This window comes from Devosia sp. WQ 349K1, assembly GCF_016595685.1.
In the GTDB taxonomy this organism is placed as follows: Bacteria; Pseudomonadota; Alphaproteobacteria; order Rhizobiales; family Devosiaceae; genus Devosia.
On sequence record NZ_JAENGO010000003.1, the window covers coordinates 76,357 to 96,298 of the forward strand.

General features: G+C 56.6%; 17 protein-coding genes and 1 tRNA gene. 6 read left to right on the forward strand and 12 right to left on the reverse strand.

Annotation, left to right across the window (positions count from 1 at the left end):
* Positions 1–78 precede the first annotated feature (78 nt).
* The 5 genes from JHL21_RS06510 to guaB all read right to left on the reverse strand — a co-directional run bounded on the left by JHL21_RS06510 (position 79) and on the right by guaB (position 4,417).
* Entirely contained in the window at positions 79–564 is a 486-nt protein-coding gene (locus JHL21_RS06510; protein WP_200212602.1) for a TspO/MBR family protein, read from the reverse strand.
* A gap of 68 nt (positions 565–632) precedes the next feature.
* Positions 633–1,922, reverse strand: coding sequence for an RsmB/NOP family class I SAM-dependent RNA methyltransferase (locus JHL21_RS06515; RefSeq protein WP_200212603.1), 1,290 nt, complete (start codon positions 1,920–1,922; stop codon positions 633–635).
* A gap of 10 nt (positions 1,923–1,932) precedes the next feature.
* Positions 1,933–2,358, reverse strand: a complete 426-nt coding sequence (locus JHL21_RS06520) for an MAPEG family protein (protein WP_200212604.1) — start codon at positions 2,356–2,358, stop codon at positions 1,933–1,935.
* Between the two features lie 74 nt (positions 2,359–2,432).
* A complete protein-coding gene (locus tag JHL21_RS17880; protein WP_302052369.1) occupies positions 2,433–2,558 on the reverse strand; it encodes a hypothetical protein in 126 nt (41 codons plus the stop codon).
* A 356-nt stretch (positions 2,559–2,914) separates the two neighbouring features.
* Positions 2,915–4,417 carry an IMP dehydrogenase gene (guaB, locus tag JHL21_RS06525; RefSeq protein ID WP_169196679.1) on the reverse strand — a complete coding sequence of 501 codons (1,503 nt, stop codon included), beginning with the start codon at positions 4,415–4,417 and terminating at the stop codon, positions 2,915–2,917.
* 290 nt (positions 4,418–4,707) lie between these two features.
* Between guaB and JHL21_RS06530 the strand changes: the two genes are divergently transcribed.
* Together JHL21_RS06530 and JHL21_RS06535 are read left to right on the forward strand one after the other, a co-directional pair.
* On the forward strand, positions 4,708–5,454 hold the full coding sequence (locus JHL21_RS06530) for a GGDEF domain-containing protein (protein WP_200212605.1): 747 nt from the start codon (positions 4,708–4,710) through the stop codon (positions 5,452–5,454).
* A 102-nt stretch (positions 5,455–5,556) separates the two neighbouring features.
* Positions 5,557–6,945: an MFS transporter gene (locus JHL21_RS06535; RefSeq protein ID WP_200212606.1), complete on the forward strand. Its 1,389-nt coding sequence runs from the start codon at positions 5,557–5,559 to the stop codon at positions 6,943–6,945.
* 66 nt (positions 6,946–7,011) lie between these two features.
* On the opposite strand, the gene JHL21_RS06540 is transcribed toward JHL21_RS06535, so the two are convergent.
* The 5 genes from JHL21_RS06540 to JHL21_RS06560 form a co-directional block, all read right to left on the reverse strand.
* Complete coding sequence (locus JHL21_RS06540; protein WP_169196676.1) at positions 7,012–7,755, reverse strand: RlmE family RNA methyltransferase; 744 nt, start codon at positions 7,753–7,755, stop codon at positions 7,012–7,014.
* Positions 7,745–8,743 (reverse strand): Ppx/GppA phosphatase family protein, encoded by a 999-nt coding sequence (locus JHL21_RS06545; RefSeq protein ID WP_210338873.1) that lies wholly within the window; start codon positions 8,741–8,743, stop codon positions 7,745–7,747. The genes JHL21_RS06540 and JHL21_RS06545 overlap by 11 nt, the downstream gene beginning before the upstream one ends.
* Before the next feature lie 313 nt (positions 8,744–9,056).
* Entirely contained in the window at positions 9,057–9,875 is an 819-nt protein-coding gene (locus JHL21_RS06550) for a DeoR/GlpR family DNA-binding transcription regulator (RefSeq protein ID WP_200212607.1), read from the reverse strand.
* A complete protein-coding gene (locus tag JHL21_RS06555) occupies positions 9,875–10,888 on the reverse strand; it encodes a hypothetical protein (RefSeq protein ID WP_200212608.1) in 1,014 nt (337 codons plus the stop codon). Before JHL21_RS06555 ends, JHL21_RS06550 begins: the two co-directional genes overlap by 1 nt.
* 35 nt (positions 10,889–10,923) lie before the next feature.
* Complete coding sequence (locus JHL21_RS06560) at positions 10,924–11,910, reverse strand: extracellular solute-binding protein (RefSeq protein ID WP_169196673.1); 987 nt, start codon at positions 11,908–11,910, stop codon at positions 10,924–10,926.
* 129 nt (positions 11,911–12,039) lie between these two features.
* Between JHL21_RS06560 and JHL21_RS06565 the strand changes: the two genes are divergently transcribed.
* The 3 genes from JHL21_RS06565 (at position 12,040) to JHL21_RS06575 (ending at position 15,041) form a co-directional block, all read left to right on the forward strand.
* Positions 12,040–13,101: an ABC transporter ATP-binding protein gene (locus tag JHL21_RS06565; RefSeq protein ID WP_200212609.1), complete on the forward strand. Its 1,062-nt coding sequence runs from the start codon at positions 12,040–12,042 to the stop codon at positions 13,099–13,101.
* 2 nt (positions 13,102–13,103) lie between these two features.
* Positions 13,104–14,747 carry an iron ABC transporter permease gene (locus tag JHL21_RS06570; RefSeq protein ID WP_199531801.1) on the forward strand — a complete coding sequence of 548 codons (1,644 nt, stop codon included), beginning with the start codon at positions 13,104–13,106 and terminating at the stop codon, positions 14,745–14,747.
* Positions 14,748–14,967: 220 nt separating this feature from the next.
* Positions 14,968–15,041: transfer RNA gene (locus JHL21_RS06575), tRNA-Gln, on the forward strand.
* Positions 15,042–15,169: 128 nt separating this feature from the next.
* On the opposite strand, the gene JHL21_RS06580 is transcribed toward JHL21_RS06575, so the two are convergent.
* Positions 15,170–16,495, reverse strand: coding sequence for a TIGR03808 family TAT-translocated repetitive protein (locus tag JHL21_RS06580; protein WP_200212610.1), 1,326 nt, complete (start codon positions 16,493–16,495; stop codon positions 15,170–15,172).
* Between the two features lie 129 nt (positions 16,496–16,624).
* Between JHL21_RS06580 and JHL21_RS06585 the strand changes: the two genes are divergently transcribed.
* Entirely contained in the window at positions 16,625–17,914 is a 1,290-nt protein-coding gene (locus JHL21_RS06585; protein WP_200212612.1) for an O-antigen ligase, read from the forward strand.
* A gap of 86 nt (positions 17,915–18,000) precedes the next feature.
* Here JHL21_RS06585 and JHL21_RS06590 read toward each other — a convergent pair whose 3' ends face one another.
* Complete coding sequence (locus tag JHL21_RS06590) at positions 18,001–19,662, reverse strand: Na/Pi cotransporter family protein (protein WP_200212613.1); 1,662 nt, start codon at positions 19,660–19,662, stop codon at positions 18,001–18,003.
* Between the last annotated feature and the right edge of the window lie 280 nt (positions 19,663–19,942).

The window sequence follows — 19,942 nt, forward strand, 5'->3', positions numbered from 1 at the left end:
GGATTCCGCAAGACCAGTGATGCGCAGACTTGCGTTGCAAAATCGAGGGAGCGGATCGCTCCCTCAGTTTCGCAAGGCTTAGCTGTTCATCGCGGCGATTGTGCCGCAGAGGACAGTCGCAAAACTCACCCACGCCAGATAGGGCACAAACAGCCACGCCGCGAGCGTATCGCGATGGCGCACAGTCAAAATGAAGGCGACGATTGTTACCCAGAGCACCACAATAATGCCGAAGGCGAGCCACGGCATTTCCGCCCCGAACCACACGGGCGACCACAGAAAGTTCAGCACCATCTGGGCATACCACAGCATCATGGCTTTGGATTTGGGATTGTCCATGACCACGCGCCAACCAGCGATAGCGATCATGACATAAAGGATGGTCCAGACGGGGGCAAACACTGCGGCGGGCGGGTTCCACGAGGGCTTAGCCAAGCTCTCGAACCAAGGACCGGGAGGGGTTTGGGTGCCGATAAAGCTACCGATCCCCACGACGGCGACAATGAAGACAGCGAGGACAATCCAGGATTGTGGCGTGCGGTAGTCAGTTGTCGCGGCGGACATTAGCGTTCTCCAGGCCCATTTGGGAGGAGAACGCCGGGTTTGTCTTAAAGTTCAATGCGGAGGGCGGTTTATGCCTTTTTGCGCAGCAGGTGGATGTAGAAACCGTCGGTACTGGTGCGTGCTGGCGTTAGCATCAGGCCACCGGCTGGGGTCTCCAAACCTTCTGGCAAGTCCGAGATCAATGCCTTGCGCCAAACTGTTGCCATCGGGACGGTTTCGACATTGGCGTGGCTCTTAACGAAATCAACGACTTGATCATCATTCTCCTCTGGGAGAACGGAGCAGGTAATATAAACCAACGTGCCGCCCACCTTCAGGAAGGTCAGAGCCTGTTCCAAGAGGGCAGCCTGTTCAGACTGACGCAAAGCGATCAGCTCTGGAGTGAGCTTCCACTTGGTGTCCGGGCGACGGCGCCAAGTACCCGTACCGGTGCAGGGCGCATCAACAACGACGCGGTCGATCTTGCCGATCAAGTCGTCGAGAGCACCCGGGTTCGGAGCACGAACCTGCGCATTTCGCACGCCATTGCGCTTGAGGCGATCATAGATCGGGGCCAGACGCGAACGGTCGCTGTCATAAGCGAAGATCTGTCCGGTGTTACCCATGGTCGCTGCGAGAGCGAGGGTCTTGCCCCCTGCCCCAGCGCAAAGATCAAGAACCTGTTCGCCTTCCTTGGCGCCAGCCAAAGCCGAAACGATCTGGCTGCCCTGATCCTGAACTTCAAACCACCCTTTGAGGTAGCCCTCATCAGTTGTGACATTGGGCGTCCGCGCATCGCGTGGACCGGCCGGCATGGTCAGACCGAATGGCGCAATAGCTGTTTCTTCAGGGGTAAAACGCGCCAGCGATTTTGCGACCTTTTGCGATGTCGCCTTCAGCGCGTTAGCACGAATATCGAGCGACGGACGGCCAGTCATTGCCTGACCTTCGGCAATAAAATCATCGCCAAAAGCGCGCTTGAGTGACGGTACGAGCCATTCGGGCAAATCGGCCTGGACGTGTTCCGGCGCGCTCGAAAGATCGGCGGTCGCGCCAGCGATTTCTTTAGCGCTCAGCGCTTCTGGCGCGTGGCTATCCGCAGCAAACAGCTCGTTGAGCGCCTCCGGGCTTTCGCCCCAGCCGCGCAGGATAACGCCCAACACAAGGGCGCGCGGGGTGTCTGCGCCCATGGCAGCCGCGAGTGAGGACCGCGAACGCAATGCGTCGTAGACGATATTGCCGATAGCAGCGCGGTCACCTGCGCCAGCGAAACGGTTGTTGATACCCCAAGCCTTGAGCGCTTCTGAAACCGGGCGCTTGCGCTGCTCCACATCGGACAGAACTACAATGGCGGCGGCGATACGGCCGGGAAGACGCATGGACAAATACTCAGGCTAAGAGAATGCGAATGAGGAGCCATAGCCAGAACAGGGCGAGCACGACAAGGCCGGTGCAATAGACCACGAACCGCTTTGGCAGATTATTGGTAGTGACGTGTATGCCAGCGTGGATATAGCGAGACGCCACGAAAAGCCAGCCCAGCGCCGCTTCAATCCACCCGACCGCGCCAATCTGTAGCGACAGCACAACGGCCACATAGAACAGCACGGGGAGCTGGAATTGATTGTCAAAGGAGTTTGAAAGCAAACGCGCTTTAAGCGGATAAGCCGTTCGGTCGACCGCAACATCCGCCATGCGGATTTCACCGCGTGCAATGCGCGGCACCCGCTCCCGCCCCATCAAAACCAAGATGACGAGCGTGAGGATCACTTGAGCGACAACGGCAGATAGCAGAATTTTCGCAGTTAGCGGCATTTGGCAAAGCTCTGGAAGAGAGTCGGGATGCGGGGCTAACGCGCAGAAAGATAGGATGTTTCGGCCGACAGTGTTTATTCAGCCGGACGGTCACCCTTGCGGTCGCGCTTGTCAGAGTACGCGTCCAGAACGCGGAAAAACACGATCAGGCTCAAGATCACGCATGGGCCCCACAGCCACAGGAACACCGTCATGCTCATTCGCTCGCCTCCAGGCCACGCAAACGTCGACTAGCTTCAACGATGCACATAGCGCCTAATATTACTCCCAACGCACAAGCAGCCGCAAGGTTGAGTACACTAACCGTCGGTGTCAGCGTTCCTGTGGCTATACCAATATAGGGCGCAACAAGAGATGTGAGTATCGCGCCGCATCCGAGATTGGCTAACGCATTTGCAGCAAGTTTGATCTGCTCATGCTTTACAACGCTTTGCATCGTCTTCCCTCCCTAAACAAACTTACTGCTCAAAAAGGGGTCTGCACACCGGCAAATCTCCCAAAGAAAAAAGGCCCCTCCCGTGCGGGAGAGGCCTTCAATTTCAACCGGCTACAAACCTTAGCGGCCGGAGCGGTAGTTCGGCGCTTCGCGGGTGATGGTCACGTCGTGGACGTGGCTTTCGCTCAGTGCAGCGCCTGAAATCTTGACGAACACAGAGTTCTCGCGGAAGTCCTTGAGATTGTGCGCGCCGGTATAGCCCATGGATGCACGCAGACCGCCAGCGAGCTGGTGGAGAACCGCGCCAGCCGGGCCCTTATATGGAACCTGACCTTCGATGCCTTCAGGAACGAGCTTCATCTGATCGCGCACGTCCTGCTGGAAGTAACGGTCAGCCGAACCGGCCCCCATTGCGCCGACCGAGCCCATGCCTCGGTAAGACTTGTACGAGCGCCCCTGATAGAGGAACACTTCGCCCGGAGCTTCGTCAGTCCCTGCGAGCAGCGAGCCAACCATGACGCAGGCTGCACCGCCAGCAAGTGCCTTGGCCATGTCGCCAGAGAACTTGATGCCGCCGTCTGCGATGACAGGAATGCCGGCCTTTGCGCCTTCTTCGGCACAGGCCATAACGGCCGCAAGCTGCGGAACGCCAACGCCAGCAACGATGCGGGTGGTGCAGATCGAGCCCGGACCAATGCCGACCTTAACGGCGTCAGCGCCAGCATCGATGAGGGCCTTGGTGGCTTCCGCAGTCGCAACATTGCCCGCTACAATGCGGACATTATTGTTTTCGCGCTTGATGCGCTCGACAGCTTCGGCAACGCGGACCGAGTGACCGTGGGCGGTGTCGATGACCAGCAGGTCAACACCAGCGTCGATCAGGGCTTGCGAGCGTTCGTAACCATTGTCACCGACGGTCGAGGCTGCAGCCACGCGTAGGCGCCCCTGCTCGTCCTTGACGGCGTTCGGGTGGAGCTGAGCCTTCTCCATGTCCTTAACCGTGATCAGACCGATGCAGCGGTAGTCTTCATCGACGACCAGCAGTTTCTCGATGCGGTGACGATGCAGCAGAACCTGCGCTTCTTCCTTCGAAACCCCTTCACGGACCGTGATCAGGTTCTGATGAGTCATCAGTTCCGAGATCGGCTGTGCTGGGCTCTTTGCGAAACGCACGTCGCGGTTCGTGAGGATACCGACCAGCTTGCCAGTCAAACGACCGCCCTTACCGCCGTTTTCGACAACAGGAATACCCGAGATACGGCTCTTCTGCATAAGCGAGAGCGCATCCGCCAAGGTCGCATCGGGACCAATGGTGATCGGATTTACGACCATGCCGCTTTCAAACGACTTGACCATGCGAACCTGTTCCGCCTGCTCAGTAGCGGTCAGGTTCTTATGGATAACACCCATGCCACCGGCCTGCGCCATAGCAATCGCCATGTTCGCTTCGGTAACGGTATCCATGGCCGAGGAAAGGATCGGCAGCTTGAGCGCGATATCCTTGGTCACGTAGGTCGAAATGTCGGTTTCGGTCGGCAGAATGTCAGAGCGCGCAGGCTGGAGGAGCACGTCGTCAAACGTGAGCGCGGCATCGCCAGTGATAGTGGTAATAATCTTTGCCAAGGCCAGAACCTTCCTGCCTACTGTCAGTACAGAGATGTTGGAATGTGAACCGGCGCGGAGACCGTCGCGGGTTCAGGTTGGCGATGGTGCATACCACCGGAGTGGCGACTTGCCTAGTGCCTGAGTGCGTCTGATTGGTAAGGGGACACAATCAGAAGCTCATCGACACATTTGATGTAATAGCGCGACAAACTTAAATCACTTAGTAAATAGCTATTGGCACTATGCATAGTCTTCCGGTGGGGAACTAGTATGCAGCCCAACATGGGTTTCGGTTTCAGGAGATCAGCTTGAGAATTCGCGCTATCTCCCGAATTACCAATGCTTTTCGATCGGCCGCAGCGCGCTTAGGTTTCCTGCGCACAATCGCGATGTTGAGCATCATCGTTTTTGCGCTTCACCAAGTTTCACAGGCCCAACGCTGGTCTGACTATATTCCTGATGCTTTCCCCTTCGCCGACCATGCACTGGTTCTGATGGCAATAATTGTGGCCTGCACGATCATTGTCTTTCTACTTTTCGAGATTTCTCGAGTGGCGCGGGAAGTCACTATCGTCGAACAATCGGACGCGATTACCGAAGTATTCACCCGCGAACATGGTGCAGCGATCATTCGCAGCGAGTTCAATCGCGCGCTCCACAACAAGAATTTTCTCGCAGTCATGATCTTGGACATCGACAGCTTCAAGAAGATCAACCTTCAATATGGCTATGCTGCGGGCGATAAAGTCCTCGCCATGCTGGTTGAGCGATGCCAAAGCCTATTGAGACGTCAAGACGTCATTGGCCGCATGGGCGACGCCGAATTCTACGTCATCCTGCCCAGAACAGAGATATTGGCAGCGCATATTATGGCCGAGCGATTGCGTGCAGCCGTGGCCAGCGACGCGTTTATGCTTGGTGGGGTCCCCGTCGCCATTACCATCAGCGTAGGCGTTGCAGAGCTTGAGGCAGAGGACACGCCCGAGACACTTATTCGCCGCGCCGACGCGAAATTGTCGGTCGCAAAAAGCGAAGGTAAGAATAGAGTTCGATAGAACGAACGATTTAAGATGGATCGGGCTGGCCGCAGGAGGTCAAACCCACCATAATTGCTTCGGCTTCTGCCTGCCCTTTCCATAGACTCATTGGTTAGCTTTGTGATCCGCGTCACCCCGCTCATTTTGGCGGTCGCTCTGTTCATGGAACAGATGGACTCGACTGTCATCGCCACCAGCCTACCTGCAATTGCAGCCGATATCGGATCTGAGCCCATCGCCCTAAAGTTGGCGCTGACGGCTTACTTCGTGGCGCTGGCGATCTTCATCCCCATTAGCGGGTGGATGGCCGACCGTTTCGGAGCGAAGAACATCTTCCGTCTGGCGATCTTCGTCTTCATGCTGGGATCGCTGGCATGCTCCTTTGCCAATTCGCTCGAGACCTTTGTGGCATCGCGCTTTTTCCAGGGCATCGGGTCGTCCATGATGACACCCGTCGGGCGCTTGCTGCTCGTGCGTTCAACGCCCAGAAACGAACTCGTGTCGGCCATGGCGTGGCTCACGGTCCCCGCGCTGATTGCTCCTGTGACAGGCCCGCTTATCGGCGGTTTTCTGACGACATATCTCAGCTGGCATTGGATCTTCTGGATCAATATCCCGATTGGTATCGCCGGGATCATCTTTTCGGGCATCTACCTAAAAGTGCCGGATGAGCGCACACCGCGCCCAATCGATCTGGTCGGGTTTCTCATCGCCGCCGTCGCCTTCTCGGGCACGGTATTCGGCCTGTCCGTGATCAGCCTTCCAGCCGTTCCCATCACCTATGGCTATCTCACACTGGCGATCGGGCTTGTTGCTGCTGCCCTTTACGTGCTTCACGCGCGCCGGGTGACCTATCCCCTGCTCGATCCCAAGCTGTTGCGCCACAAGCTTTTCCGATCCTCGATAACGGGCGGCTCGGTGTTTCGCATCGGTGTGGGAGCTGTTCCGTTTCTCCTCCCGCTGATGCTGCAACTCGGCTTTGGCATGACCCCATTTGAAAGTGGCGCCATCACATTCGTGTCGGCGCTCGGCGCGATGGGGAGCAAGTTCATCGCCGAACGTGTCTACGCCCGCTGGGGTTTCCCGCGCGTCCTGGGCGTCTCGGCGGTGTTAGGCGGCCTTCTCATCGGCGCGCAGGGTCTGTTCACAGCCGAAACAGCGGCGGCGGTCATGATGGGCGTAATCGTATTCGGCGGCGTACTCCGCTCGATCTTTTTCACGGGGTCGAACGCCCTGGGCTACGCAGACATTTCCGATGAAGAAGCCAGCCAAGCCACCGCCATCGTGGCGGTATCCCAGCAGTTGTCGGTCGCCTTCGGTGTTGCCGTGGCGGGTGCCGTGATCGAGATCACGCGCCATTTCACCGGCGGGGAGCTGACGCTAATAAACTTCCAGATCGCATTCTTCGCGGTCGGCGCCCTTAGCGCCCTCGGTGGATTGGTCTATTTCACCCTACCCGCCAACGCGGGCAGCGACGTGTCGGGGCATAAGGGCCGCGCTAAAGGCTAGCCCGCACCAAAATGAAACGAAAAGACCGCCTCGAAGGGCGGTCTTATGGTTCAGTCTCGCGGCTGACTATTCGTCGTGATCGTTGTTGTGTTCATGCCGGAAATCCAGGCCTTTGAACCCCTTCGCCACGAGATAAGCCTCTGCGGAGTCTTTGCGGCTTGAGGGCGGCTTGGAGTGGAAGGTCGTATCAAAGTGACGCTTGAGCATGTGCAACAGCTCATGCTCGGTGCCGCCTTGGAAAACCTTAGCCACAAACGTGCCGCCGGGCTTGAGGACCTCAATGGCGAAGTCCGCCGCGATCTCGATGAGATGAACGATACGAAGGTGGTCCGTCGGACGGTGGCCTGTCGTCGGCCACGCCATATCAGACATGACAACGTCGGCCTTGTGGCCACCCAGCATGTCGATCAACATGCCCGGAGCATCATCCTCTGTGAAATCCTTGCGCAGCAGGTTTACACCCGGGATGTCGTCCATTTCGATATAGTCGATACCGATGACGAGCACATTGTCCGGCGTCGAGCCAACAGCGGTGGCCGCTACCTGCGACCAGCCGCCTGGCGCTGCACCAAGATCGACGACGCGCATGCCCTTTTTGAAGAACTTGTGCTTTTCGTCCATCTCTTTGATTTTGAAGGCAGCGCGAGAGCGATACCCTTCAGAGCGTGCGCGCGCGACATAGGGGTCGTTGAGCTGGCGCTCAAGCCACTTCGTCGACGCGACTTTACGGCCCTTGGCCGATTTAACGCGAATTTTAAAGTCTCTGTCGGACTTACGACCGCCTGTGCCCAGGGCTTTACTATTGGCCATTGCCCGCCCTCCTTGGATGTCGAATTGGACGCTTCTGGGAGCGATCAGCGTCCATAAGGGAAATCAAAATACCTTCACGAAGACCACGATCGGCAACCCGAACACGATCCGTAGGCCATTCACGACGGATGGCCTCAAAAATAGCACAACCGGGAAGCACGAGATCGGCGCGATCCTTGCCAATGCAAGCATGCGCGACACGGCGCTCGAATGGCATGTTCAGCAGAACGCGCATGGTTTCATCAACCTGATCGCGCCGCATCCACAAGCCGTCAACTTTCAGACGCTCATAGCGTTCCAGGCCGAGATGTAAACCCGCAAGCGTCGTCACCGTACCAGAAGTGCCAATCAAATGGACTGGATGTTCGGCAATCATCTGACGCAGCTTTTCGCGGCCACGGAACTGACGGAGGTGCTCAGAAACGTAGGAGACCATGTCTTCAAACGTCTCGCGCGTGACATTCACACCGCCGAATTTTTCGGCAATCGAGACCACGCCAACCGGCATGGACTGCCAAGACCGAATAGAAGCAGACATCCGCCCCTGCGAACGCGGTCGACCGCCACGGAAGTCGAGCCAAGCCAACTCCGACGAACCACCGCCGATATCAAACATCAGCGCGCCTTGCGCCTGAGTATCAATCAGATCGGCGCAACCGGTAACGGCCAATTCGGCCTCCGTGCGACGATCAACGATCTCAAGTTCGATCCCAAGCTCACTCTTCACACGGGCCAAGAATGCAGGACCATTTTCAGCGGCGCGGCAGGCTTCGGTTGCGATCAAACGCATGCGCGTCGGCTGATGCTCGCGCAACTTGTTCCGGCACATGCGAAGGGCGTCCATGGTGCGTTCCATCGCACCATCAGCCAAACGACCGGTGACAGAAACGCCCTCGCCTAGTCGGACAATACGTGTGTAGCCATCTAAAATGCGAAAACCCCTTTCATGGGGTCTGGCAATAAGAAGACGGCAATTGTTCGTTCCCAAATCGAGCGCAGCGTAAATGGCGCCGCGGTGTCGACGGGGATTCGGGGCGTTTAGGGTCCGCGGATCCGGCGATCCGGGCGGCGCAATGGCTGCCCTATCCTTCCGGCTTTGACCGGAAGATACACCGGCCCCTGCCTCGGCTTTTAAGACCGAAACAGCGGCGGACCGAGTAAGATCGGCCACGGGATGTCTCCTTAGTGCGCGGTCGCCAAGGCCGGAAAGCCGGCCGCGCCCGAACGCACCTTTGTTGCGTTGTTGAGACTAAGGTAGAGCATGGCATGCCCCAGCGCAATCAAAAGCATCCGCCTCATCCTCACACGCGGATGATATCGAGACCTTTCAACGTCGTAGCGTCGTCAAAATATGTGGCGGGATCACCGTTTGTAACAAGCACATCGACTTCGGAGAGATGCGTGACAACATGGGGCGCGTTCTGGCTGAATTTTCCGTCATGAGCGACGAGTACGACGCGCCGACTCAAAGCAAGAACGTCACGCACCAGATCGACCTCCATCGGATCGAACTCCAGCACAGAGCCCTCCCGGTCAATCGCGCTAGCGCCGATGATGGCGATATCAAACTTGAACTTTTGCCGACTACCGTCGGCTAGAGTGAGGATGGAAGTGTCCTTATTGCGCACATAGCCGCCGTAAACATAGACGGTGGCGTCCGTATTCATCGCGCAGCTATAGATGACTTCCAGATTAGGCGACGCCACTAGCATGCCAGGGAAGTCGGCAACAACTTGATGGAGGCCGTGGAAGGTCGTCCCTAGGCCCACAAACACCGTGGCGCCGTCAAACAAGATCGGCTTGAGCGCATTAACGAGCTGGCGTTTGATGTCGACTTCGGTGCTACCGCGCTCATTATAGGTGTATCGCGCGACACCCGGGGCCGCAAATGCACCGCCAAAGCCTTTGACCAGCAGTCCCCGTTCGTTGAGCAACTTCAGGTCACGCCGAATAGTCTGGGTGGTGACGTTAAACTGCTCAGCAAGTTCCGAAACAGACGCTGCGCCATTAGCGCCTATGGCGGCAAGAATTTGCTCTTGCCGCTCATTCAGGCCGTTAGAAGCGGCCGGAGAGTCCGCGCGCTGAGACAACAATCCTTCAACACGCTTCCGGCCACTCATTAGAGCTTAATCCCTAGATAGGTTCTATCATCGGTGAGTTGGGTATCAGTCGTACCCTTTGTGCTCATATAGCGGGCGATTTTGTGGAAGTCTTCTGCCTCCACCTCTTCGTGACCGGCCTCCCATGAGGCCACGCCGAAACGATCGCCAAGCTTGAAATAACCATCGGAGAAAAGCTCGATGGTGTGAACGTCCTTGAGGGAGTAGCTGCGGGTTTCGATGTAGCGTGAAGGCACCGCAAAACCGTCGAGCCCGCCGTAGCCCAGCACCAAGTCGGTCACGTTCTGGAAATCGCCCTGCGCGAAGCAGATACCACCATGAATGAGCGCCTGAATTTCAGCCTCAGGAACATTCGGCAAATGCGCCGTGCACGCCGCCAGCGCGCGCTGCTCGATATTAGCGAGGAATTGTGGATCGGCCGTGTCTGTACCAGCTTCCTGATGCTTGGTGCCGCGCCAAGTGATGTTGGCTGCAAGCGCATCTGCACGCACGCTATCGTAGCCTAGAGCGCGGAAATGGCTCCATGTTTCGCGGCGCATGATAGCCGTAACATCGTCCAAAGGCTTGAGGACCTGCAGAACGTCTTCGCCATTGATGCGCACGCCACTGTCGCCAACAGCGACGATCTCTAGGCGATCACCGATGATCAGCGCGGCCATGACGGTACAACCGCCACGCAGCTTCCAGTCCGCTGTAACGGCGTCGACTGCGCCGGCCTTCTCATATTCGGCGAAAATTGCCTGCCCGAGGTAGTCGATGAAATGCTCGGCACCTGCAAATTGCAGGTTCGGCTGGCGAGCATCGCCCTGTGCCAGAAGGAACTTCTCGATGGCCGCTTGGACGGTGCGTGAGGCAAACTGGCCCGACAACATGCCGTTATACCGCGTCCCATTGCGGTCGGTTACGCCGTCGATAACGGCGTAACCCCTATTTGGTAGAATGACGAGACTATCTTCATTGGCCCCTGGATCGGCGAACTTCTTGCCGAGCGAAAAGGCTTCCATGTGCTTCATTCAAACAAATCCCGTCAGTCTTATAGATAGTCAGATTATTCGCCGATTGCCGTGCGCCACTTGGCCAGCACTTCTTCGGTGCCACCAAGATCGTCGAGCGACTTGATCTCAATCAGTTTGACGGTGTTCAGGTCTGGTGCACCTGGAGGTGGAGCAACGTCGGTGCGGATTGCACGACGGCCGATCTCGTTGGCAAGCAGTTCCTGCGTCGACTTGGACATTGCCCAGTCGAGGAAGACCTTACCGCCATCTGGGTTTGGCCCACCCTTGACGAGCGCGATACCATCTGGCGCCGCGACAGTGCCGTCAGCGAGAAGTACGACAGCCATTGGCGCGCCGCCATTGCGGTATTCAATAGCGTTATCTTCAAGGGTCAAGCCCATCGAGGTTTCGCCGTCAGCGATGAAGCGTGGAACAGCGCCCGAGCTGTCGGTGAAGACGAAATTCTTCGCCATTTCAGTGTATTTGGCCCAGCCATCATCACCGAAAACGGTGAGCGCGGTCTGAAGCTGCTGCACAGCCGAACCCGAGTTATCTGCGCGAGCAGATGCGATCTGGCCGTGCCACTTAGGATCGACCAGGTCAGCCCAGTTCTTTGGTGCGTCTTCGAGCGAGACCATGTCGGTATTCACGGCGAGGACATAAACAACCGCAGTATACGGGGTCCAAGCATCGCTCCGAACGAACTCAGCGTTGAGCGCTGCGTGATCCTTAACCTGATACGGCTCGAGCAAATCAGCATTTTCAGTCAGCAAGCTACCGGTCACCGACCAGATAACGTCTGCCGCTGGTGCACCTGCTTCAGCGCGTGCGCGGCGGAAGATGTCGCCCGAACCGAGCTGAATAACTTCGGCCTTAAGGCCTGTGTCGGCCTCAAATACTGGCAGAAGGCGGTCCACGATGGATGACTTGTGCGCAGTGTAAACGACAACCGAGCCTTCGGCTGCCATTGCGGGGCTCATTGCAGTCGTTGCTGCTAGTGCGAAGGCAAATCCGACCAATGTCCGTTTTGCAACACTCATTTGTTCCTCCTGTTCCCTTTTGATCAAACTTATGATCGTTTCTGATCATGGAGCGACATTGCACTTGTTGCAATACGAAAATTGTGTTTGCTTTCAAAGCACAGAGAACGAGGGAAATGAGGGGCTGGAATGGCTTATTTGACAGTCACCGACGGGGTGAAGCAGTTCGTGGGCTTCCGCGCACTCAATGGCGTTTCGATTTCAGTGGAGGAAGGAGAATTCTTCACGCTGCTGGGACCGTCTGGCTGCGGGAAAACCACCCTTCTGCGCGCCATCGCCGGATTTAACGATCTGACGTCGGGCAGCATCACATTGGCAGGCAAAGACCTGCGCGCGCAGCCACCTCACCAGCGTGACATCGGTATGGTCTTCCAAGACTACGCCGTTTTCCCGCATTTGAGCGTGTTTGATAACGTCGCTTTTGGCCTTAAGCCCCGCAAGGTTCCTGCCCCAGAAATCAAAACCCGCGTCGCTGCGGCTCTCGACGCCGTGCACTTGGGGGCACTGGCCGAACGCCTCCCCGCCGCCATGTCGGGCGGGCAGCAACAGCGCATTGGCCTCGCTCGCGCCATGGTCATCAATCCATGCCTTCTGCTTATGGATGAACCGCTTTCCAACCTCGACGCCAAGCTGCGTATCGAGTTGCGTGAAGAAATTCGTGACATTCAGAAGCGCGTCAATATCGCGACGATCTATGTTACGCACGACCAAGAAGAAGCGCTGGCGATCTCCGACCGCATCTGTGTGATGAGCGCGGGCCAGATCGAACAGATCGGCACCCCTCAGGAAATCTACGGCAATCCGCAGACCCTGTTCGTCGCGAACTTCGTCGGGACACTGAATACGTTCTCGGCCTCAGCGGGGCTCACGCAGCTTCTCAGTCAGCTCAACCTTGTGGCCGCAAACGCAACAACTTGGGCCATCCGCCCAGAAAGCATGCGTCTTCTGGCAGCAGATGAGGCCGCCGGTTTAGGCGCTGTGGCTGTTGACGGCGAGATCGTCAAATACACCTACCTCGGCCGTGAAGCCCATATTCTCGTAAAAACATCCGCGGGCGAGATCACCGTTCAGCTCGGCGCCGCCGAATTGAAGCGAATCTACACTCCAGGCGATGCCGTCCGTATTCTTATTGCTCGCGAGCACCTTATGGCGTTCGACGCAGATAAGAAGCGCGTGGCTCTGGGGGGCTGACCATGACAGCGCGTTTCGACTTTTGGAAAATCGTAAGTTTCGCGACGTGGGCGATCCTTGCGCTCTTGTTGATTATACCGGTCGGCTCGGTACTCATTTCGAGCTTCGTCGATCGTTCCGGTAACACCGGGCTCGCCAACTATTTGGCGTTCGTTATGGAGCCCCGCTATCAGCGGGCTTTCTTGAATACGCTCGTGGTGGGCTTTGGCGGACTATTTGGCGCCATGTTGCTCGGCTCGATCATGGCCTTCTGCATCTCGCGCTTCCAGATTAAGGGCGGCAAGTTCGTCTCGCTCCTCGCGATCCTCGCCCTCGTGTCACCGCCCTTCATCGGCGCATACTCGTGGATTGTGTTGTTCGGCGCTGGCGGTGTCGTCCGCAGTTGGGCCCGCGAAATCGGGATCAACATGCCCCCGATCTATGGGCTGGGCGGCATTCTCATCGTCTTCGCGCTGAAGTTCTATCCCTTCGTCTACCTGATGGTTTCGGGCGCACTATCGAACGTCAACCGCTCGCTTGAAGAGGCAGCAGAAGGCCTTGGCCTGACCCCACTACAGCGGACATTCAAGATCTCGTTTCCGCTCGTTCTGCCAGCGCTCTCGGCAGGCGGTCTTCTGGCGCTCATCCAGTCTATCGCGGACTTCGGTACGCCACGTCTGCTCGGCCGTGGCTACAACGTGCTCGCCACCGAAGCCTATGCGCTTTACTCGGCTGAAGTTGGGTCCAACATGTCCATGGCGACCACCATTTCGGTGGTGCTGATCATGGTCTCGATGGCCTTTGTGATGATCCAGCGCTTCATGTCGCGCAAGAACGTCTACCACGGCAACATGATCAACAAGCCGATCAAGATCCAGCTCCAAGGCTGGCGCAATTGGCTGGCGCACTTCGCTGTCTATTTCATCGGCCTGTGCGGTGCCATGCCAGTGATTATTTCGGTCATTTACTCGCTGCGTAAGACCAACGGCCCTGTGTTTCAGGATGGTTTCGCGTTGCAAAGCTATGAGCGCATTATCTTCAACCTCGGCGATGTTGTGCGCAATTCGCTCACCTTTTCCGCTATCGCCGTGGCGTTGATCGTCGTCGCTGGCACCATAATCGGCGTGCTGGTCGCTCGCCGCACCAGCATCAACACATCCCTGCTCGATGGGGCGTTCATGATCCCCTATGTGATGCCGGGCATTGTTATCGGTATCGCCTATATTGCCGCGTTCAACACGGGTCCGCTCGTGCTGACTGGCACAGCAGCCATCATCATCCTCTCGATCTTTATTCGTCGCCTGCCCTATACGGTGCGCACGACAAGTTCGGCACTGCGCCAAATCTCGCCCAGTCTTGAGGAAGCAGCGGTCTCTCTGGGATATAGCCCATTCCAGGCATTCCTACGCGTAACCGTGCCGCTGATCGTTCCCGGCATCATCGCCGGCGCCATGCTCAGCTTTGTCACTGCGATCAACGAGCTATCGTCCTCGCTCGTGCTTTATGTCGGATCGACGATCACCATGCCGGTGCGCATTTACGTGCTCATTCTCGATGGTGACTTCGGGGTGGCGGCCGCTATGTCTACTATTCTGCTGTTGATCAGTGGCATTGCGGTCTACATCGCGTTCCGCCTGATGGGCAAAAATGAGCAGGCTCTGCTCTAGCCTACAAAATTGCCATCTCGCCCAAAGCGAGATGGCCCTCCTGTCGATGGAGAACGCGAGAAGAAATCAACAGGATTTCGCGAACTCGCGCACTGATTGCCCAATGAAGGCTTGACCCAAAGCCCACTCCGCTTTTAAGACACAACCATCAGCGGGACAGTGAAGTTTACGAATTTCGCCCGACTGACCAGCAGCCACGCTGCCAGCCCTTTGGGCCTGCTGGGGAATAGTTCAATGGTAGAACAGCGGACTCTGACTCCGTCAATCTTGGTTCGAGTCCAGGTTCCCCAGCCAAATTTCCCTAAGCTTCGAAATCGGAATAAGTCTTAGGAAATCTAGGTTTTTGGCGACCGCCTAGTGCCCTACCGATTGCGGATCCGAGATATGGTCGGGGCATTCGGGGTACGAGATCATTCATACCGCTAGTGCACGCTGTTTCCGTCAATCGCGATCTTGGGATGGCTCCCAGCGTCACCGATGAGGTCGGTGACCGTGATATCCCTCCACTGCGTGCCGACAATCGCGTGTAAGCGAATGCCAGACAGCAGGTTGTCGCTAATTCGGGACGGCCCGGCCCCGTCGACAACACTGACGGAAATGCCAATATCGCAGTGTCGAACGACATTATCGCTGACCAGCACATCCCTAAGATAAGTGCCCCAACCAACAACGATCCCCGTCCCCGGAACCGCTTCGACGATATTCCCCACGATAGCTGCGTCGGCCTCTGCCGCGATCCCATAGGGAACAACATCGGGATTTGTCAGTGAGGCGCTTGCAATATTGCGGACAATATTGCCTTTGCAGACGGACAAACGTCCATTGTGGTCGAAATTCGTCATTGAAATCCCGGCCGCTGCGCCGTCGATCACATTGTCGCTGATGATGGAGCCAGAGAAACCGAACTCGGAGTAGATGGCGACTTCGCCGCTCTTCTCGCAGTGATTTCCGATGACGCGGGTGTCGGTGGTGGCGTTGAGCCGTATGGCAGAAAATGTGCAATCGACGATGTGGTTGTCGGTTATGCTCACGCCATCAGCGCGAAATACGTTGATGCCATTGCCGTTCTGCCCGTTGCCGCCATCGTTCCAATCGATCGTGCTTATACGGTTACCAAAGATGCGCGAGCGGTCAGCACCACTCTCCGAACGCCAGATGCGGATACCGCCATTCCCACACCGCGTTATGACATTGCCGCTCACGTCTAGGCCCCGGCTATCAGTCGAAAACAAAGCGGTGTCAGCGATGTCAGAGAAGTCGCAATCCTCGATGCGACCTTCGGCATCTTGTAACCAGACCCCCATCCCTGACGAAGACACGAAGCGACAAGCTCGCACTGTGAAATTGCTGGCACTCACCAATTCCAGCAAGGCGCGCCCCCCGCGAGACAGCGGATTGCCTGCGAGGACCAGCCCTTCAAGCACGACATGGCTGCAGTCTTGTACCGCCAAGATCGTGTCAGCGACGTCGAGGCGAAGAACGGTCTGCCCTGAGCCCCGGACGGTGATTGGTCCACCTATGGAGACTAGATTGGTCGCGAATTCCCCTGGGCCGATCAAAAGTGGTTGTTGCAGGCTTATGGCGGCGTCAACCGCGGCCTGAAGTGAGCTGGTCTGGTCGCCGTTTGATGGCGACAGTCCAAAATCATTTGCATCAACAAAGCGTTGAGCGGCAGCGTTTTTTGCGAGTGCTAGACTGGCCCCGACGCCAATACTGCCACGGAGAAGGTTTCGGCGTGAGACTGTCAACTTGGCCTCCTCTCAGCGCGGTTTCGCGCAGACGATTTCATGTCGAACGCCAAATTACGACGTGCGCGGTTAGCATTTTCTTCAGCCAGCGCCAATACTATAACGCTCACTGCTTAAGTAAAGAACGCTATGACCGATGTACTATCCGCAAGTTCGGCGGAAAACCTAACCTCGGCGCAAATTCGTGGCCGCGCCTATATGAGCGCAGTGGCATCAAAAGTCTTTGTTGCGGTCGTTTGGATCTGGGTATTCTCCGGTGGCTTGGTCTTTTTTGAACCATCCCTGTACGAAGTTTTGTTCTTACTGACGCTTGGCATGATGGTGGCAGTCCGCATGCCCCTATTTCCTTCCACCTTGCCATTGCTGGGATTGATCATCCCGTTTACGATATTCGCGACAATTGCCGCGTTTCAAGTGCGTCACGCTCCGTTAACGGACGCGCTTATTTTTAATGCCGTCACGATTTACCTGTTCTTGACGAGCTTTTTTGTCGCCAATTTTATCGCCGATGCGCCCGAGAAACGATTAGCCGTCATTCGCAATGCCTATGTGGCTATCGCCATTGTCTCCGCTGCAATTGGCATCCTCGCCTACCTGCGCCTGATGCCAAACGCAGACATGTTCCTGCGGTATGATCGCGCTAAGGCGATGTTCAAAGACCCCAATGTTTATGGGCCTTTCCTCGTACTACCGGCCATGATGGTGCTGCGCGAGCTGTTCTTCCAACGCAAGGGCCAACTGGTGAGCGGCGCGATTGTCTTGCTGATCATGCTTGGTGTGTTTGTTAGCTTTTCGCGTGCGGCTTGGGGGCATTTTGCGGCGTCCGCATTCCTCGTATTTGTCCTGTGTTTCCTGCTCGAAGCGAAAGCGCGGATACAGGTCCGCATGCTGACCATCGCCATCATCGGGAGCATACTCGTCGTCGTCATGTTGGCAGGATTGCTATCAGTGCCTGAGGTCCGCGAGTTCTTTGAACTGCGAACGATGAGTCAAGATTATGACACAGGTGAGAGTGGCCGCTTTGGACGACAAGGATACGCGTTTGATCTTGCCCTCGACCACCCGCTGGGCCTCGGCCCTACCGAGTTTACTTACCTGGAAATCTCAGAGCAGCCGCATAATACCTATGTGACAGTTCTACACGGCTATGGATGGGGCGGTGGCCTCATCTATTACTTTCTTGTTGCCCTCACATTCTGGCGGGGACTTATTGGGCTAAGAGACCCAGAGCGGCGCGGCCTGCTCATTCCAGTTTTTGCTGTCTTTATCCCACTGGCCCTGCAGTCTGCGATCATCGACACAGATCATTGGCGTCACTATTTCCTCGTCGTTGGGCTGATCTGGGGAATAACGGCGCATTCCGCTCCGCCGGGTTACAGCGGGCTGACACGGAAACGCACTCAAACGTCCACGGCATGAGGCTCACGGGCAAGCACATGGTATCGAATGATGGCAATCAAGCTTTCGCGCGAGTTCGATTTGAGGGCTAAACCAGTAGCCGACCCTCAACCCGACTTGTGGGTCAGTCGCGTGTCGAGCAACTCACCTTGCTCACTGAGAATCGAGTAGGCGATCCCGCTGAATAGCGAGTTGATCCGGCGCAGAGCATGGATCAGCTCCAAGTGCAGTTCGCTCGTATCAAAACTCGATGTGTTACCTGAGCGGAGCCTCGCGAAATGGCTCTCCATGCTGGCGCGCTCAAGGGCACCAACTTCATCCTTCTCGACGACCAAACGGCGCGCGGACTCTGTGTCCTCAGAGACAAGAACATTGAGAGCGAGCTGCATGTTGCAAAGTACGCGGTCGTGCAATTGAACCAGTTCGTCCCAACCTTGGGTCGAAAAGGATAATCTACGATCGACTTTTTGATCCGCGATGCGCAACAGCTCGCGAGAGACTATATCGCCGGCCTGCTCTAGAGATATGGCAAAGGACGATAGATCCGATGCGCGGTGCGTTTGACTAGAATCCATGGAGCTCCAGTCCAAACGACTGAGGTAGAGTTTGATGGCGCGATTGGCCCGATCCACGCCAGACTCAATTTCCTTCACGCGCCGAACAGCTGCTCTGTCACCAGTTTTGATGATGTCCATTATCGGCTGCAACATCACTTCAACCATCTCGCTCATGCGAAGCAGTTCTCGTGTGGCGCTGGCGAGTGCCGCATCAACGTTACCGGCAGGATCAGCGACAAGAGCCGTAGCGCGCAAGCGGGCGACGTCCGTGTGCGTCGCATCAGTGACCTCGCCGATGAAGTGTTCCGCGAGCCGGGACACAGGGCCCGATAGCAGCAATCCAAACAGCAGAACCCCAAAGTTGAAGGCAATATGCAAAAGGCTGCTCTGTTGCCCGACATCTCCCGGCAAACCGAGGCTGTGCACACCGAAAACCTGGAACAAGACGAGCACGAGCAATGCCATCCCGCCCCGCATGGCCAAAGCAGCAGCAGCCACGCGTCGGGAACGAACGTCACCGCCTTTTGTAATGGAGTAGGCAATGAAGGTGCCGCCGAGATTTGCACCAAGAATAAACGCAGCCGAGACCTCGAACGGTATGAGGCCCGCAGTCCCAAACGTAATGATAACGAGAACGCTGGCGACAGAGGAATATGACACCCAAGTAATCAACGCAGCGACAATGAATGAGGTCCAAAGATCACCACTTAAATAGGTGATCACCCAGCCCAACACTTCACTTTCGCGCCATGGCGCTGTCGCCTCAGACACCATCTGCAGCGACAGAAGCACAAAGGCTATGCCAAGTACGAGACGTCCCAATTGTTTGGAGCGACGTTGCGTGCCCCGAAGAAACAATGTCCCGCCGAGGATGATCAGAGGAGCAAGGAAGAATGAGAGATCAAAGGACAGGATGCTCGCGACGAGCGCGGAACCTAGATAGGCACCAAGCATCAACACAAGCCCTGTCGCGGTCGACATAAGTCCCGTTGAGGCAAAATTGGAAGCGAGTGCTGCTACCGCCGTCGAACTCTGCAACGCCACCGCCAGACCGGCCCCAATGCCGGCCGCGATGAAGCGGCTACGTTCGGCCAATGAGAGAGCGCGTTTGAGTTCTGCCGCATAGGCCCGCTCCACCGCCGTGCGGACCATGCGTACTGCCCAAAGCAGCAGGACGATAGAAGCCAACAGCTGCAAGATTACAAAATACAAAACCCTCTCCCTAGTAACGCGATGGGCTCGCTCACCATCATGTTCACATGAACCATGACCTTGCAAGTTGCACAGACCACATCGGGCCAAAGCAGGTAAAATCCGGCACTCTAATTGCTGATAAGGCCCACAGACGCGGCAGTATCTCGCCGTTTCTGGTTAACTCCATCGGCACTCTGATGTTCACATGAACATTTTGATTTGCAAAATATGAATTCCTAATATCATATTGATCCAAAGCTAGGGGCGAGGAGGCCCCGGCTAATATCAAGGGAGAGAG

Bases quoted from the DNA above. Each gene is read 5' to 3' on its own strand.
- JHL21_RS06515 (WP_200212603.1), bottom strand. From the start codon at position 1,922: ATGCGTCTTCCCGGCCGTATCGCCGCCGCCATTGTAGTTCTGTCCGAT.
- JHL21_RS06560 (WP_169196673.1), bottom strand. From the start codon at position 11,910: ATGAGTGTTGCAAAACGGACATTGGTCGGATTTGCCTTCGCACTAGCA.
- JHL21_RS17880 (WP_302052369.1), bottom strand. From the start codon at position 2,558: ATGAGCATGACGGTGTTCCTGTGGCTGTGGGGCCCATGCGTGATCTTG.
- JHL21_RS06585 (WP_200212612.1), top strand. From the start codon at position 16,625: ATGACCGATGTACTATCCGCAAGTTCGGCGGAAAACCTAACCTCGGCG.
- JHL21_RS06510 (WP_200212602.1), bottom strand. From the start codon at position 564: ATGTCCGCCGCGACAACTGACTACCGCACGCCACAATCCTGGATTGTC.
- JHL21_RS06565 (WP_200212609.1), top strand. From the start codon at position 12,040: ATGGCTTATTTGACAGTCACCGACGGGGTGAAGCAGTTCGTGGGCTTC.
- JHL21_RS06550 (WP_200212607.1), bottom strand. From the start codon at position 9,875: ATGAGTGGCCGGAAGCGTGTTGAAGGATTGTTGTCTCAGCGCGCGGAC.
- JHL21_RS06540 (WP_169196676.1), bottom strand. From the start codon at position 7,755: ATGGCCAATAGTAAAGCCCTGGGCACAGGCGGTCGTAAGTCCGACAGA.
- JHL21_RS06570 (WP_199531801.1), top strand. From the start codon at position 13,104: ATGACAGCGCGTTTCGACTTTTGGAAAATCGTAAGTTTCGCGACGTGG.
- JHL21_RS06520 (WP_200212604.1), bottom strand. From the start codon at position 2,358: ATGCCGCTAACTGCGAAAATTCTGCTATCTGCCGTTGTCGCTCAAGTG.
- JHL21_RS06555 (WP_200212608.1), bottom strand. From the start codon at position 10,888: ATGAAGCACATGGAAGCCTTTTCGCTCGGCAAGAAGTTCGCCGATCCA.